The 17,768-nt window shown below is 48.2% G+C and carries 6 protein-coding genes; all 6 read right to left on the reverse strand.

Annotation, left to right across the window (positions count from 1 at the left end):
* Positions 1-4,583, reverse strand: a 4,583-nt coding sequence (locus B9Y59_RS15850) for a carbohydrate-binding protein (RefSeq protein ID WP_158089013.1), incomplete at its 3' end; no start/stop codon positions are given.
* A gap of 247 nt (positions 4,584-4,830) precedes the next feature.
* Positions 4,831-5,871: a sugar ABC transporter substrate-binding protein gene (locus B9Y59_RS10900; RefSeq protein WP_158089014.1), complete on the reverse strand. Its 1,041-nt coding sequence runs from the start codon at positions 5,869-5,871 to the stop codon at positions 4,831-4,833.
* 5 nt (positions 5,872-5,876) lie between these two features.
* On the reverse strand, positions 5,877-7,484 hold the full coding sequence (locus B9Y59_RS10905) for a response regulator (protein WP_054324887.1): 1,608 nt from the start codon (positions 7,482-7,484) through the stop codon (positions 5,877-5,879).
* A gap of 89 nt (positions 7,485-7,573) precedes the next feature.
* The gene (locus B9Y59_RS10910; protein WP_085533436.1) at positions 7,574-9,088 is read right to left on the reverse strand and encodes a sensor histidine kinase; all 1,515 of its coding nucleotides are present in this window, start codon (positions 9,086-9,088) and stop codon (positions 7,574-7,576) included.
* A 17-nt stretch (positions 9,089-9,105) separates the two neighbouring features.
* Positions 9,106-10,104, reverse strand: coding sequence for a sugar ABC transporter substrate-binding protein (locus B9Y59_RS10915; protein ID WP_158089015.1), 999 nt, complete (start codon positions 10,102-10,104; stop codon positions 9,106-9,108).
* 256 nt (positions 10,105-10,360) lie between these two features.
* Positions 10,361-17,035, reverse strand: a complete 6,675-nt coding sequence (locus B9Y59_RS10920) for a glycoside hydrolase family 2 TIM barrel-domain containing protein (protein ID WP_085533440.1) — start codon at positions 17,033-17,035, stop codon at positions 10,361-10,363.
* Positions 17,036-17,768: the final 733 nt, after the last annotated feature.

Consider the following 17,768-nt stretch of genomic DNA (forward strand, 5'->3'; position numbering starts at 1 on the left):
TCGGTCGGGGTGAAGGTAAAGGTCAGATCTTCGCCCGGCATCACTTTCGCGCCGTAGATTGCATCCGTGGAGATCACCACATCTGCATTTCCTTCCACTTCCACCGCTGCATTGCTGCTCCACTGTACGGTCAACAACTGCGGCTCTGCGGGACTCAAATCTCCTACACGGTCAAACCGCAGAGAATCCAGATTAAAGTTACCGGGGTTATCCGAACCTTCCGAGCGGATCTTAATCGTATGCGAGCCTTCAGTCAGCTCAATTCCTTCAATAGCGTGTTCAAACCAATCGCCCCAACTGTCGTGCACTTCCAGTCCAAAATCTGCTACTTTTACGCCGTCTACATACAAAGCGCCCGTTCTTGGGGTATTATCGTACTTTGCTTCGTTCTTCTTGCCGTTTCCAGCATGCAGAACTAAGTCGTAGATTCCAGACTGTTGTACATGGACATCAAACTCGACATAATGTCCAACGGCCTTCCAGCCCGCTGTATAACCAGTTCCAGTATATCCAGCCCATTCGGTATCCACACGTACCTTACCGCTACCGTCGCCCTTCGAGCTGCTGGTATCGCCACGCGCATTTTCGAGTTCAAATACACTACCAGGCTCCACAATGTTCTCGCCCTGCTTCAGCGTTACCGTCACGGTTACCAATTTGGTATTCGGCATAGCAAAGGTATATGCTTTCCCTGCTTCTACTTCGGTCAATTTGACTGGTGTCCCGTCCTGGGTTTCTGCTGAGATTGAATCGAATTCCTTGCCGACTTCGATGTTAGAAATCTCCACCTTCACAGTGTTTCCTTCTTCCACCGGGTCCGGCGCATCGACGGTCACAGTCGCTGTGCCGCCCTCCACCTGTGTAGAGACAGTTGCCACATCCCGTGTAAAACGAATCCAGTCCATATCACAAATGGAATTGTCCGTCGTCGTATTGACAAATTTCAGATAGACATCATGGATACCCTTAATGTCCTTACAAGTCGCGGAGAATACCTTCAATGTATTCCAGTCGCCAGTGCTCTCGATCGTCACCTCAGCCACCTTAATCCCGCTCTCGGAATCAAGGCGTACTTCCAAAGTGCCACCCTGCAATCCGGCTGCTACACGGGTTTCAAAGCCGCTAACCCCGCCATTGCCAAAGTTGACATCTGCAAATTTTGCCCAGTCGCCATTTTCGATGTGGTTTAACAGCTTGATTTTTTCGCCGTTGACCGTTTTCGTCGTTGTGTCAATACCTTCCCGCTCATCCGCTGACTCCGCTTCAATCTGACTGTATGCATCAACCGTTTCACGGTCGGTCGTAAAGTGGAACCAGTCCACATCGCAGTTGAAATCGTCCTCGCCAACAAAGGACAAGAAAATATTGCTGGTTTCTGCGTCCGTATCCTTGGAGTCTACATTCAAGGTATGCCATTCGCCATCGGATGGCAGAGTAATGGTGGTCAGAATCTTGTCGCCTACACCGTTTTCGTAAACGATGATGCTACCGCCTGTTGTACTTCTGACACGGATGGTAACACCCGTTCTACCGGTGCCGCGTACTTCATCAAATTGAGCCCAAGCGCCATTCTCTGTAGCTCTCAATAGGCTGCCATTGGAAACGGCCTCATCTTCAACAACCGCAATGCCGCCTTCCAGATGCGAAGAACTCTCCGCTTCAATCCGGCCAAATGCATTGGTTGACGTATCCACGCGGTTAAAGGTCACAGAATCCAGGTTGTAGTTGCCAGGGTTATTGCCCTCTGCGCGGATCTTGATGGTATTGATACCAGCTGCTAATTGGACGCGGTATGTGTAATCAACCCACACGCCTTGCTTGACGCCGTCCACGACATTGCCCCAGACATCGGTAATTTCAAAGCTGAGATCAGCCGCCTTTTGGTCCTGAATGTACAGGCCACCCGTACGCGGCGCACTATCATAAGCTGGATCGTTCTTTTTACCGTTGTTAACGCGGAGAACCAGATCATATGTACCTGCATTCTCTACGTTTACCTCAAACTGAACTGCGTCTCCCTCTTTCTTGAAGCCCTTTGCAAAGCCACTTCCGGTGTAGCCCTTCCACTCGTTGTCCGGCTTTACTTCGCCTTCTGCGGTGGGCAGCATCTCAGCGTCTTCCAGTTCAAACCGCTCGCCATCTGTGATGACCGGTGGAGGGAGTCCTTCATCTTCATCGCCCAACGCAGGCTCTACAATACCATTGGAGTCAAGGACTACATTGATCTCGTCGCCTGTGTCCGGGGTACGAACATAAACGATATGATTTTCTGCGTCCAGCCAATAGGCCTGCTCTGCTGCGTTGTATTCCTCGAGGGATTCCGCTGCGGAGATCGGAGTTCCATTGATGGTCACACCATTGATCTCTGCAATATGGTTAAACTTTAGATTATAGGAACGCTCATCCGGCGTGTAAACATCGGGATTATGATCTTCACGCGCGTGAATCTTAAAGGAAATATCCTTTCCTTCCTGTACGCTCTCAAAGGTCGTCGTGCTGTAAGCATCTTCCGTGATATATCTACGGCTTTCTCCGTCGTCCTCATACAGTGTAAAGGTGGTCGTTCCCTTCGGATAAATATCCAGTGTCAGTGGATCAAGCGGTTTCTCGTCCGCATAATTCACATCCGGTCCCATCGGAACAATCGCACCGGATTTGACGAATACCGGAATTTCATCCAAAGCTGCTGCCACATGGATGGTCTTTCCAATTTCGCCACCCTCATAGCGCTCGCCAGTATAATAGTTGTACCAGGTGGTGTGCGGCGGGAGCCACACGCTTACAACCGTATCCGTTGTTGCAGAGGCCGGGGCCACCAGGAACCAATCTCCATAGTAATACTGCTTATTGAGATCCCACGCATCTGGATTGTACTGGCTGTCATCTTCCAGCAACATGGCGCGCATGATCGGCACACCCTGACTGTAACCCTGCCATGCCAAAGAGTAGATGTAAGGATACAAAGCATAACGAATCTTCAGGTTCTCTTTCAAAGTTTCCTGGGCTGTCTCATCATAGGTCCAAGGCTCACGTCCATCGTGGCCATGCGTACGCATAATGCCGCTCCAAGCGCCGAATTCCGATACCCAACGGGTGTACAGTTCATCGGTCGGGCGCTTCATAAAGCCGCCCAGGTCATTGGAGGACGCCCAGTATCCAATAAGGCCGGTGTCAATGCTGAACCCAATCTGATTGTCCAATTCTGCGCTGGTGTTGTTGATGTCGCCCGACCAAGCAGTTGCAAAATGCTGGCCAGCATAGCTGCCGCGGGTAATGAACATTGGACGGGATTCTACCGTATACTCTTTCCAAGCCTCATAAGCGCCTTTGGAGGAGAACGTCGGGGCAGTGTTGGACCCCAGCACATCAAACTCATCCGGCCAGAACCAATCGCCATAGCCAGTGGTAATGACGCTGTCCATATAGGATTTGACCCATTTCTCTTCATATTCGGGCTTATAAAGCTCTTTGCCGCCGGATGCCTCCGGAGTTCCGGCATTGTTATGCAAGCCTACACGGAATCCCAGCTCGTCCGCCTCTTTAAACATGGCGTCGATATCCGGGAACTTTGTCTTGTCATTGCTCCACATCTGCTTGCCCCATTTTTCACCAGCACCGTGCTGAGGGTTCCCGTTGTCGGCTACATCGCCGCGCCAACCGTAGTCGAACACATAGCAGTCCGTCGGGTATCCTTCGTCGCGCAGGCGGTGAAGCCACTCTAGGAATTCCGCCTGTGTTGCGTTGTCGTTACCGTACTTGGAAAGCATAAAGCCGTGCGCCCATTTTCCATAGAGTTCCATGCGGCCGGTGATCTCCGCATATTCATTCAGAATGGTTTTAAAATCCGGGCCATACATGAAGTAGTAGTCAAGGTAACCCTTGGTCTGGAAACCACCGCCATGTTTGAAGAACTTGGTGTCCTCTTCAATGGTGTTTAAGAACACACCGTAACCGACCGTACTCATGAAGAACGGTGCGATTACGCGGCCATGGCTCATAGTGAATTCAGTAAAATCGTTGTCGTAGCGGTTGAGGTTGCTTCTGCGGCCGTGGTCGCCAGAGCCGAAACCGAAAATACCGCCGGCATTCTGCGTTCCCTCCACCTTTTTAACGCCACGGATACCGCTGTCATCCCAATACATGCCCTGATCGTCTGCATCCTTGCTGAGCAAATTGCCCTCCAAGTCATACATGCCGATGCGCAGTGGGCTCTTCTGTACACGGATCTCCATCATAGAAGTGCGAATCTTTATTACATCGCCCTCATCGGTCACCGTCTTATCAACCGGATCCCACTCATTTTTCTGTACCATGTAATACTGCGGATCTTCTGGGCGGTAGCCGTCTGCTCCATCCAGGGATAGTTGTACACGAACTGTACGCGGTGTGCAGAGTTCTACGCGGACCTCCTGTCCGCCCACTTGGAAGATGAGAACATTGCCATCCTCCGATTTTCCTGTCACATCGCCGATGTTCTCTGTTGTTGCCTTCTGTGCGCCAAAAGCAGAAACTCCCGGCACTGCCATCATGGAAAAAACCATGACAATGGCCAACAACAGACTTAGTACTTTCTTCTTTCTCATAAGCGCTCCTTTCTCTTCATTCCCGATTTCTCGGACGCTTTTCTCTGCAAAAAGACATGACTTGATCTTTTTACAGGCTTTCCATGTCTTAATCATACCGACTTATCCTCCAATAATCAATAAAAAATTTTGTGATTTTTCATTCAGTTTTATGTGATTATTCTATTTTATTATTCACCTGCAATTTATTGCAACAAAAAATGACAGGCCCAAGGGGCAATCCCCCGTGGGCCTATCACTCTCGTACTTATTCTCCCTGCCGATAAACGTCTTCCTTGAGATGGAAGCCATCCTTAATAACGGTATCATCAATATTTTCTTTTGTCACCGCAATCACATCGATCATCCAATAGGGAACTTGATACGTTCCATCGTCAATGGTCTTTTCTCCATCGATCTCTTTTCCTTCTGCCAAAAGTTTGCAAGCCTCGATGGTCTTATCCACCAAATCCGGGATGGGCTTATATACAGTCATCAACTGTGTTCCAACCACAATCCGTTGGCAAGCGGCAAGGTCCGCATCGTGTCCCACCACCTTTACTTGATCCATCCGTTGCGCTTCTGAAAGGGCATCGATGGCGGCCCAAGCAAGGGAATCGTTAGCCGCTATCACCGCATTCACCCGGTCGCCTTTATCACGAAGTACATCCGAGGTAAAGGCAAACGCAGTTTCCCGTCGCCAATCCTGTACCCAGGTTTCCCCCACAATTTGAATCTGTCCGGCATCGATAGCCGGCTGTAGCTGATCCATGCAGCCTTGATGGTACATCTGGCTATTGCTGTCATCTTCTGAACCGTTCAGCAAAATATAACCGCCTTCCGGAACCGCCTCCAAAATCGCCTTTCCTTGTAGTTCTCCTACTTTATAATTGTCAAAAGAAATGTAAACGTCCACATCTGCATTTTTCACCAAACGATCGTAGGAGATCACAGGGATTCCCGCCCGTTTGGCCAACCCTACGCACCGCGCAGAATTGTCACAATCGTGTGGGGCAATCACCAACACATCCACCCCTTGTTCCACCATATCGGCTACCTGCTCATATTGGCGGTCTGCATCGTTATTGGCATTGGTTATCAGGACATCAATTCCTTCCTGTTTCGCTTTTGCAGAAAAAATGTCGCGGTCCCGTAGCCAACGATCCTCTTTGAGCGTAGCCATCGAAAAACCGACCAGCAGCCGTTCCTCCTCACTGGAGGTAGGAGCGGGTATTTCATTCTGACACCCTGCCAATAGCAGTGCAGCGGCCAATGCCAGCGGTGCAGCTCTGCGCAAAAATCTTTTCATTCGCATCAGTAGCTCCCCTTTCCATACGACTCTTTGTATTCCGTTGCGGTCATATTGGTCACCTTTTTGAACAATTTGGAAAAATAATTTGGATCGGCATAGCCAACCGCACGAGCAACATCCTTTACCGTATATTCTGTACGTGCCAGATATTCCTTTGCTTTTTCCACGCGGACAGCTGTCAACCGGTCGATAAAATTGACGCCAGTTTCTTCCTTATAAAAGCGGCTAAAATAGTAAGGGCTGAGATTGACCGCACGGGCGACATCCTCCAAAGCAATTTCTTCGCTGAAATGCTCTTGCATATAGCGGTCTGCCCGGTCGATAATCGAACCAATTTTTTTCTGTTTCCCAGAATCGATTCGGGTGGCAGTGTCCCGGATAAACCGGCTTTCGATCTCATACAGTGTGTCGGCATCCTTAGCATTCAGGAGATTGGACAGCACAGGGCAAGAGTTCCCTATCACATTGCCCCATCGTTTTCCAAAGTCGACAACCAGTTCAATCGCACGATTTTTCACTCGGATAAAATCTGGCATCAGGCTTTTACAAAGATGTGCATACAACTGTTCAAATGCAATGAGCGCTCCCGCTGCATCTCCGTCCGCAGTCCTTTGCAGAACACAGCGTTCCAATCGCTCGTCTTCATCCGCAGGAAGGTCCTCCATATCCCGTACAGCGTCGTCAATGTGTAGGATACTCATCTCCTTCGAGCGGCCATCCTCCATCCCAAGGGCTTGTAAAGCCTCCCTATAGCTTTTTTTCGCTTCCTCAATGCGCCGGTAGACCCGGCCAATTCCAATGGAGATTTCCGGATACAAGCTTCCTACACGTTGGTACAGCGCATTTGCCAGTTTAATTGCAGCGACTTTTTGCTCAAAAGAAGTCCCTTCTGGACCATTTTCGCAGACATATACCACCAACCGGTTGAGCATGATTGGACCGACCATACAATTGCACATCGCTTTTAAAACTTCCCTGTACCGGCTATGAAGCGCCTGACCTCTCACTCCAGCTCCCACACGGTTATTTCCACCTCCGCTATCCTTATCTTCAAACGCAATCACCATCACATATCCCCCTTCTCCGGGGCTGCCCAGCAAACGGTGATAGCGTTTCAACTCTTCTTCACTGTCCTCAAACATACACAGAGCATTGATAAAACCGGTTTCCATCATGGGGACAATCATTTCAAACTTTTCTTTGATTTCCAACTCTTTGCGCAGCTGTGCGCGTTGTGCATCTACCTGCGCAGTAACCTTTTCCATCACCTCCAGTAATTTTGCCTCCCGAATCGGTTTCAAAAGGTATTCCGTTGCCTGTAATTCCATCGCTTCAACCGCATAGTCAAAATAGTCGAATGCAGTTGTAATGATAAACTGCGCAGAAGAATTGGTCTCCTTGATCCGCCGAATTGCCTCCAAACCGTTGATGCCTGGCATATTGATGTCCATCAAAACAATATCAGGGCGTGTATTATACGCTTTCTCCACAGCGTCTCTCCCCGACCGTGCCTTCCCTACTACTTCAATATCCCTTCGATTTTTGCGAAGCATATATTCCAATGAATCAATCGCAATCGGCTCATCATCCACCAATAACACCCGATACATACATGCATCCTCCCCTTCTTTTCTCCATCTTCCATTCCCTTTGATTCTTAAATCTTAAAATACTCGACCGCAGATCCATCCGCAGCCGTTCATCCCGTCGTGTCCCCTGTTTCCACCTTCGGAAGCTTCAATAAGAAGCAGGTCTCTCCCTCTTCGCAGGTGATCTCCATGACGTTTTCTCTACCAAAGAACAGGCGCAATCTTTTCAACACGTTGTCCACACCAATTCCCGATACATGCCCCTTTCGGACACGTCCTGCTGTTTCTATCTCTCCTAAATCCGCATGCAAAAGCTCCGCGATCTTCTGCGTAGATATCCCTTTTCCGTTGTCGCATACAGCAACGCGAATTTCTTCCTCTTCTTTCCAAGCCAGCAGGCGTATAACGCCACCATTTTCTCGTTCGCTGATCCCATGGATATATGCATTTTCCACCAGGGGCTGAAGAGTCATGCGCGGTAAAACAAAGTCCAAGAGATCTGCATCCTCCTCAATTCGCTGCTCAAAACACACGGCATCCCCAAAACGTGTTTGAAGAAGGTTCATGTAAGCGTTGACATTTTCCAGTTCTTGGCGCAAAGTCGCATTGGTGTCCAATCCTCGAAGGTTATATCGGAAAATATCCGCCGCATTCTGGAAATACGTACAGGTAACATCGTCTCCATGTAGCATGGCCAATTGTGCGCCGATATTGATCGTATTAAAGATAAAATGTGGATTTACCTGGGACTGTAGCGCCAATAGCTCGGATTCCCTCAAAGCATTCTTCATTTTTAAGTTGTTGACCTTTTGTTCACTCAAGGCACTCTCAATTCGCTGCTTCTGCCGAAGTTCCTCCACATGTCCTTTGATATTGGCTGCCATTAACCGAAAGGTGCGGTACAGGACACTCACTTCCCGGCTGGTTCGGTTTTCCGGAATCTGCACATCAAAATTTCCTGCCGAAATCTCCTGTGCATAAGAGGCCAGCTGAGAAAGGGGCCGAGTCATCTCTGCGCTAAAAAATACAACTGCAATCGTCATAAACGCTGCTATTACTGCAATCAACAGGTTATTAAAAACTGTGATCTGCCCCACATCCCGACTGATCGCCGCATAACGTTCTGCACTTCCAATCAAATCGGTACTCATCATCTTTTCCATGTAACGGGTGATATACCGGTTTTCTTTGACCGTATCGGTATAGCCCTGTGTATAGCTGTCCACAATACGGCCGCGCTTTGCACGGATGGTATCATCCGCCTTTTGTATATAGTGCTCCATCATATTGGACACATTTTTGATGCGAACCCCACGTTCTGTATAGGTGGCGGTTTTTCGTAGTTCCGCAATATTACTACTCACTGCCGCAGAATGGTTATAGAAAGCGACTAAGCTGTCGGAACTGCTTGTTGAAAAGTAGGTCTCAAACTCCTTTTGCATCAGTTCGACTTCTTTATAGGCGTTTGCCAATTGGTAATTTTTCTGAAGAATCTCCACGCTGTCATCCATCAAATTTTGGACGGACAAATAGGAGTACAACCCCGCCAACATTGTAATCCCTATGGACAACAGCAAAAAGGCAACCAACTTTGTTTGATAACGAAAATTTCTTGGACGCCTCATTTTATGTAATGCCTCCCTTAATCGAGGTTTTGCTGCGCTGTCTCTTTGCGAAATTGCTCTAAATTCTCTTTTGTAACCGTATACATCCCCGTGTTGGAGGAATTGCTCACGGTTTCTCCATCCAGCATTCTACAGAGTTGCTTGACCGATTGGTATCCAATCTGGTAAGCATCCGGGCAAACGGAACCATAAATGACTCCCCGTTCAATGTAATCCAGGGTCTGCGGCATCGCTCCATATCCAATCACACAGATGTCACCCACACGGTTGGCATCCACTAAGACCTGTGCAACCCCTGGAGTACTTGTTTCCCCTGTGCACAGAATCAAGTCCACCTCTGGACGTTCCTCTAAAATTTGGCTCGTACATTTTTCAACTTCAAAGCGTTCTACGTCCACCGGATATACCTGGGTTACTTCAATTTGGGGTGCATCCGAAAGGGCGTCCATAATCCCTTGAACCTTTAAATTTCGTGAAGAGGAGGGCGCATTTTCCAAAACACTTTCCACCAATATGGCTGCAGTCGCCCGGCCACCACAGGCCTGAATCGCCATCTGTCCCAACGAATAACCAGCATCATAACTATTGGAACCAACCGTAGGGACATCTGTCGTTGGAAATAAATCACTTTCAAAGGTTAAAACAGGAATTTGTGCCTTCTCCGCCATCAACAAAACATTTGCTGTCCTCTCTTCATCCGCTGCCTGTAACGCAAGACCATCCACCGCAGAATACACGGCCTGTTCTGCCGTTTCTGCAATCAGTTCCGGGTCTTTTGCCGAAATGTCAGCGAATTCAACATAGATGTTTTCCTCTTTTCCCGCATCCAATGCACCACGTTTAAATGTAGACCAGAAATGTTCATTGGAATTCTGTGTAATCATCTGCACATGCGCCCGTGGCTCTGTCAAGACCGCGGAACCTTCCGGAGCGTATTCTCCGGAAAAATAGGTATATCCCACCATAGCGAACAATAAAACAAACACTACGCTTAAAACTGCAAAGAAATACTTCATGTTTTCTCCCCAATCCACCATTCGAATCTTTCAATAATTCTTTACAAAAAACAAAATATTTTGTCTTTTTTGCTGCCTTCGTTTTATTATAGATAGTTTTTTTAAGCGAATCAATACAATAACACAAGAAAATAATGCCAAGTCTTGACTTTTTCTATAAAAAAGGGCCCCCAGTCCTAACGAACTGGGGGCCCTCCTTGCAATTCCGTTTTGAAGAATAGAGAAAATCACTCCATTCTTCCTTTATTTGTTACGATTATCCAATCGTAACGGTGCAATGTTTCACAGCGTTCTGACCCGACAGAGTCGTGTACACGCCCGTACTCTGACCCGGTGTACCAATTGCATATACTCTGTAGTAGTAGTCATTGCCGACCTTTGCTACAAACTGCGTCTTGAGCACATTGCCATTTCCAACTGTGAAGCTCGGCGCCTGATTGTTGCCATTGACTACGGTCATTTTGAAGCAGTATGCGCTGCCTCTCTTCATGGTGAAGTTCACCGTCGTATCCGATACGACCGATGCTGCATTTGCCACTGTAGATGCACCGTTCATCACGGCCACTGCTGTTCCTTCTCCAGACGTATTGCCTACAGGCTTTCTGTTGGAAGAAGAACCGGACCCGGACGAGCTGGAACCCTTCGAATCCGTCTTCAGATTCTTCTCTGCAAGTTCGAGATTCTCAATCAATTCCTTTGCACGCTTTTCTGTGAGGTTCGGATCAGCCAAACCGTCATTCGCAGCATTCAACGCCTTTCTGAACGCATTTGCGGAAGCTGCCGTGTACTTGTTAAGGTTCTTATTGCTGAGTTCATTTACGAGTTCTTCCAGAGCACCTCTGTTCGGAACCAGGCGCATAACTGCCAGAGCAGAAGTCAAATTCGAGGTTACTTCCTCAACCTCATCCTGCAAAGCTTCCTCATCATTGTACACTTTAAGCGCTGCATCATATGCACGCTGTAATGCGTCCTTTTCTTCCTGGCTGTTGCTGTAATCGCCGAGGTTATCCAGAACCTTCTTTGCTTCTGTCAAGGCAAGGTTCAGCTGGCCCTTATCAGAAACAAACTGCAAGTCCTTAATCGCTTGATCGAGCGCATTATATGCCTCTGTGATTTCATCCTGCATTGCATCCACATCGTCGTTCACTTTTTGCGCTTCAGCCAGAGCCTTCTCAAAGGCATCCCATGTGCTGCTGGTAAAGCCGTCTTTCTGAAGATTTTCTACACTCTTAATCAGAGCATCCAGAGTCGTCTTGTCGCCCTTGCTGAAGTCAATCACATGGATAATATCGAGCAAGTCGGACCATGCCTGATTGATTTCTTCCTGTGTTGCGGAATAATCTTCCTGTACGGCAACAGCTGTATCCAAGCGAACCCGGAACTTCTCCTTCACTTCCTCCAAGCGGTCCTCATCTTCCAGGACGCCGTCTTCTACGAGGCCTTTTGCATAATCAATGATGCTATCCAGAATGGTACGATCGGTGACCGTGAATTGGAGATCAACTTCCTCATTCTCTTCTTCTACGTTCAGGATATACGTATATTCTGTGCCGCCGGTAAAGGTTTCATCCACTTCGCCATTAATGGTTACGGACTGGATCACACGTCCCTCAACTGCGGGCTTAAAGACCATCTCCACCTGGGAACCGGCTTCTGCATCGCTGTGATATGAACCAATCAGGTCAGCCAGCTTTTGCTCTTCGCCGTCGATGGTCAGCTTCACAGTTCCACTGTTATAGTTGACCGTCGCTCCGGACGGAGTCGGAACCGGTGTGTCATCCGAAACGATGACCTCAATCGTGGGCTGTCCAGCATTGTTGGTGACATCTTCCGGAACCTCCATGACGCCATTCAGCGTGTAAGTCCCTGCTACATCGCCATTGTAGTCACCCTGCTCCCAAGTAACAGGCAGGTATGCCAGCTTTCCAGTATCCAAGAGTGTTGCCACAAGCGTCGGAAGTTCTGCGGTCAGTTCTTCAAAGCTGGTTCCGGTTTCAACCGTAACGCTCTCCGGCTTCTGAATGGATTCGATAACCGGTGCAGCTGTGGAGCAAATAAACTGTGCATCCGCCCAGTCTGCATGGTCGTTGCCATTCCCGCCCAGTTCATCGACATACAAGGTGATGGTCTTCGCATCTGCCGGGATGTCTACAATGACCTCCTGTGCCTCGCTGGTGGAGCGCATTGCGCCACTTTCGAATGCAGGGTTTGCACTGTCATCGTCAAAGTAAACGCGGAATTCCAAGTTGGCAGTCGTGTTGCCATACTGTTCGCGGTCCACGCCAACCATTGCCTGGAAGCGCTCATAGCCCTTGCCAGAAATATCAATGACAATGCGGGACGTCGCGTGCGTACCAATGCCCTTTGCAAAGGTCTTCTCTTTGCCGTCCACCGTCAACTTCAACGGATTTCCATCGATAGAGCGGTCGATCTTTGTGGTGCTGTAGCCACACTCGTTGACCATCCACTGCATATCGCCTGCATACGCGCTGGTCGTCTCTGTAAAGTTGATGGTATAGGTCTTGCTTACGCCATATTTGTCGGTCGCAGTGATGACTGCAGTCCCCGGAACGCCGTCTGCCTGCTGGATCTCAACTGTACCGGCATCATCCGAAGTCTTTTCCACTTCTACCAACGGAACGCCAACAAAGGAACCTTCCAGATAAGACATCTCATAGTCGGTCTTAACCGGATCAAAGCTTGCCATCTCAACGCCGTTGATAGTGACCTTGTCGATCACATTAAACACAGTGTCAAAGTCTAGTTTGCTTTCTTCCATCTTATCCGTCTGATTGGTGATCGGGATAATACGGAACGAATGCGTAACATTCCGATCGCTTGGTACTTGGAATGCAGGAAGAGCTGTACTGCCGCCGCAGCTGTTGTTGCCGAGGCCTCTCTGCATATAGTCCACGGTCCAAACGATATTTTCGCTCTGTTCAATCTGATAGATGTGTCTGCCAGCGGACGTCGAACTGGTTCCACGGTTGCCAATGCCCATTGCTTCCGGCTGATAACGGGTTGCGCCGGTCTCCATGGTGTCTTCAGCAGCAATCATCAAACCATTGCCGTTTTCGTCCGTCAAAGAAGTCCATCTGACATCTGTACGGTTTGCAAACTCCTGCGGATGGAGATACTTGAATTCCTGGCCATCGACGGTCAGATTCTCGCCGTTCTCGTCGGTATTGTATACATCGACGAGGGAACCACTGTTGCGGTCACTGTAGTTCTCAACAGGGCCACGGCCATAGTATTCCATGTTCTGCAGATCGGAATTGACTTCCATCTTCATGCCGACTCTCGGCAGGTTGCCAAGGCTTGCATTCGGCAACAGGCTGTTTGTCACAACAATGTCGCCATTGCTGTAGAACTTATAGTCCACCTGGTTTGCCGCATTGATCCCCAAGTCGCCCTTGAGGGAAACCAAAATGACCTTATCCTTTGTCTCTTTTGCGGTCGGAACCGAAACCTCTACCTGTGGATCGGTCATCGTATCAAAGATATTCTTGAGATCTTGTCCCATGCTGCCATCATTGTCGATGGTCGCTCTGTACAGGTTCAGAACCGGACCCTTTTCAATCAGAGTGGTTCCATCAACCGTATAGTTTTCCAGCACGCCGGTGGTCTTGTTCAGGGAGAAGCTGAATTCTTGCCCCTGATCGGTGATGCCGGAAGCAGTCAATACATCCGCGTCATCTTCCAGTCCTTCGATAGAAGTAAACGGATTCATGCCGCTGACGTTGAGCGCTTCTGCCTTCACTGCCGGGTCAAATTCCAGTTCGAACTGCTCGTAAGCCACTTCAAATCCGGCCTCTGCCCATGCGGTGTCTTCTTTCGTCCGGACGCTGAAATTCAGCAGATAATCGGAATTCTCTTCGATGGTATCCGGATCAATCCCGAGATCGATCTGCACCGTTTCCTCTGTCTGCGGAGCGGTATGGAGATCCAACGTACCCTCGTTGATTTCCTGGTCGTCTTTCTTGAGCTGCCAGGTAATCTCATAGTTGTCCAGATTGGTATTGAGGAATTCATTTACAACGCGAACTTCGCCATCCTCAATCTTGCCATCGTCATAGAAGCTGACTTCCTGATGGACCTTTTTGACCTCATAAAGCTTTGCACTGGGGGTTCTGTCTGCATAAACAACACCGTTGCCGCAGAACCAGTTATCATTGACTTTGGAATCGATCCAGTCGCCGCCGTAACCCCAGAAGTATCCTTCCTCCGGATAATCCGTGCCGCCGGTAAGCGGAATATCTTCCTCTGCAAAATTGGTTGCAAAGACAACGCTGTTATCCGCCACAGAAATCTCATTTCCTGCATATGCATTTGCAACTTCTTCTGCAGTCAATGCACGATTGTAAACGCGGGCACTGTCGATCAAGCCGTCAAATGCTCTGCTTGTATACTGCGGGTCGTTGCCAATCGCCAAACCATAATCCAAAGAGTTGTCGTACGGCTTCGAAACGTTAACTGTCTTACTTCCAGCCTCTTTGCCATCAATATACATGGTGTAAACGCCATCTGCATTCAGCGTTCCTACCAGATGGTGCCATTCTCCAACATAATTATCCGGCAGGGGCACAGTCAAAGTGCCGGCCGACCAACCGTTGACAAAGAATTCCAGATGGCTGCCGTTTGTAGCGCTATACTTGAGGTTGTAACTTCCATCGCCCTTGGAAATGATCGCTTGGTCTGCAGAAGGCATGGAGTTTGGTTTTACCCAAGCTTCCAATGTGATGCCTTCGGTGCTGTTTGCATTCAGCTCTTGCTTCGCAGGCATGAAAATTGGAGACTTGGCAGCCAATGTGCCGTTGCGTCCCTCGGCAAATACAGCGTCCATATCGGAAATCTCTGTATTACTCAGTACACCTGTTTTTGAATCCTTCACCTGATGGAAAGTTGTATTCTCTGGGAAGCGAGTCGCAACCGACTGATCCATCCAGTCCCAAATGAAGCCGCCCTGCACATTTTCGTTGGAGCGTACTTCTTTCCAATACTCGTCAAAGCTGCCTAATGCGTTGCCCATAGAGTGTGCATACTCGGACCAAATATACGGGAACTTGTTGTTACTATTCTGCGCATAACCAGTCGCACCACCCTGTGCTGGATATTGCACACTATAGATATCTACCAAGCACCGCTCACGATAATCTGTATTCATCGGGTCTTCTGCATTGATATTATATCCCTTATTATCGCGTTCGTACTTTCTGATACGGCTGGGATCGCGCTCCAAAATCCAATCGGAGGAAATGCGGAAACAATAATCTTCACGATCTGTATTCGCACTCGCATAAGTTGCCTCATTGCCCAATGACCAGATGACGACGGACGGATGGTTCTTCAAATTCTCAACCATGGTTTGCGTTCTGTCCAGAACCATACCATTAAACTCCGGATTTGCAGACGGAAGGTCGCTGTGGGATTCGATATTCGCCTCTGCACAGATATACAGACCCAATTCATCTGCCAACTCATAGGTGAGTTTGTTCTCCGGATAGTGGGACGTACGGATTGCATTGACGTTGAACTGCTTCATCATCTTCAGATCAGTGACAATCTCGTCCTTTTCAAGGGCGCGCCCCTTCATGAGGTCGGTTTCATGGCGATTAACGCCACGGAAAACAATCTTCTCACCGTTGATCTGCATCTGCTGCTGGTTGTCATCGTTGATAATGACCTTATCCACTTCACGGAAGCCGACGCGCTGGCAAGCCGTTTCAATAACGTTGCCTTCGCTGTCCTTCAGTTCGATGAGCAGCTTGTAGAGGTTCGGCGTATCGGCAAACCACTTGTCCGGATTTTCTATCTTCATGCTGCCCGTTGCGCGGGTGCCGGTGGTGTCGATCCTCTCCTCAAAGTCTTCCGGAGCAGCCTCTACGCCATTCACCGGAATTTCCATGGATTCAATCTTCTGATCATCCATGTCATAAAGGGTGGCTGTAACATTATAATCGCCAGAGATGGACGGGTCCAGGCTTCTGACGTCTACATCCAGAGCCAGCGTCGCGTCCGAATTGACTGCATCCTCTTTGTCGTCCAATGTGGTATGTACGAAGAAGTCGCGCAACTCAACATTGGCCTTCGAATAGATGGAAACATCGCGGAAGATGCCGCTCAAACGGATAAAGTCCTGGTTCTCTAGGAAACTTCCATCGGACCAACGGAAAACTTTCACCGCCAAAGTGTTGGGGGTTCCATCCGTATGGAGATACGGTGTGATGTTAAAATCGTGTGCGGTATAGCTGTCTTCTGAATAGCCCACTTCGTGACCATTTACATAGACATAATATGCAGACTCCACACCTTCAAAGGTGATAAAGGTCTGGCGTCCATCAAAACTATCCGGCGTCTCAAAGGTAGTACGATAGTAGCCAACCGGGTTATAAACCGTAGCTGCATATCCGTTCGCCGAATCGTTTCTGTTTTCAAAGTTCTGCCACGGATAGGACTGATTGGTGTAAATTGGGGAGTCATATTTGAAATCTCCGCGCTCATCGCGATAGGTCTGCCAGCTCTGCGGAACGTATTCCTTATTGAACGCTGCCTGATCCTCTGCGCTGAGTGTCTCTGCCAGCCAAGTCTTGTCCTTTTCCTTCGCTTCTGCCGGGGTAGTTACCAGGGCAAAATCCCACTCTTTCCCCGAAAGTTTCTGGTAATATGCAGAAGGCTCGTCCTCATCCAAAGCGGATGCTTCATTTTCCAAAGCCTTGCTTGCACTTTCATAGGGGATAAACAATGCATGACCGGGCTCACGGTTGACTTCATAAGTCTGTAATTGGTCATACCACTCTTCCCCTTGGAATTCTGGATTCACTGGAACGGCGGAACCGATGGTACTCATTCCGCTGAATGTTGAGCAAACCAACGCAAACGCCAGAACAAACGACGCTGTTCGTTTGATTTGCTTTCCTCTTTCTTTCTTCATTAGGTCCTCCTTCTCAAAACATACTCATTTTTTCTCTCCAAAAGTGCAATCCGAGCAGGAAACAACCAACCGGAAGCACTCAAAATCATATAGGTATCAGGCTCCTTTCCATTTTAAAATAAAAAATCTGTGCGTAATTTGCACAAATTTTGTCACAAAAAAAGAAGCGTTTCTTTTGCCTTAGATAAATCATCTAATTTCAGCTAACGCTTACGAACTATATTATATAATCTATTTACAAAGAAAGCAACACCTTATGTAAAAATTTTCCTAAAAAAATAATTTTAACCTTTTATCTGTGTGATAAAGTGCTAAATCAATACAATCTTGCTGCAATTGTTCGATTGTTTACAATTTATTGTTGAATTCGTGTTTTGAAAGGCTTAAACTGATTCTAAAGAACTCCCTTTCAGAAAGGAATGTTTCATTTTTGGATTGGCTACGAAGATTTATGATGGGACGATATGGTCCGGATCAACTGGGTTTTGCCTTGATGATCATCTATTTGATCCTGATCTTCTTATCTCCGCTTACCGGATTCTGGTTACTGCGATTGGTGGCCCTGGCATTGTTAGCGTGGTGTTTCTTTCGAATGTTGTCTCGCAATACGTCCAAACGTTATGCGGAGAATCTAAAATTTCTGGCTTTGTGGAACCCAATTAAAAGCCAGTTTCAGAAGTTCCAGGCACGGTTTAAAGACTCCAAAACTCATCGCTACTACAAATGCCCCAAC

The sequence above is a fragment of the Anaeromassilibacillus sp. Marseille-P3371 genome, assembly GCF_900169665.1.
In the GTDB taxonomy this organism is placed as follows: Bacteria; Bacillota; Clostridia; order Oscillospirales; family Acutalibacteraceae; genus Anaeromassilibacillus.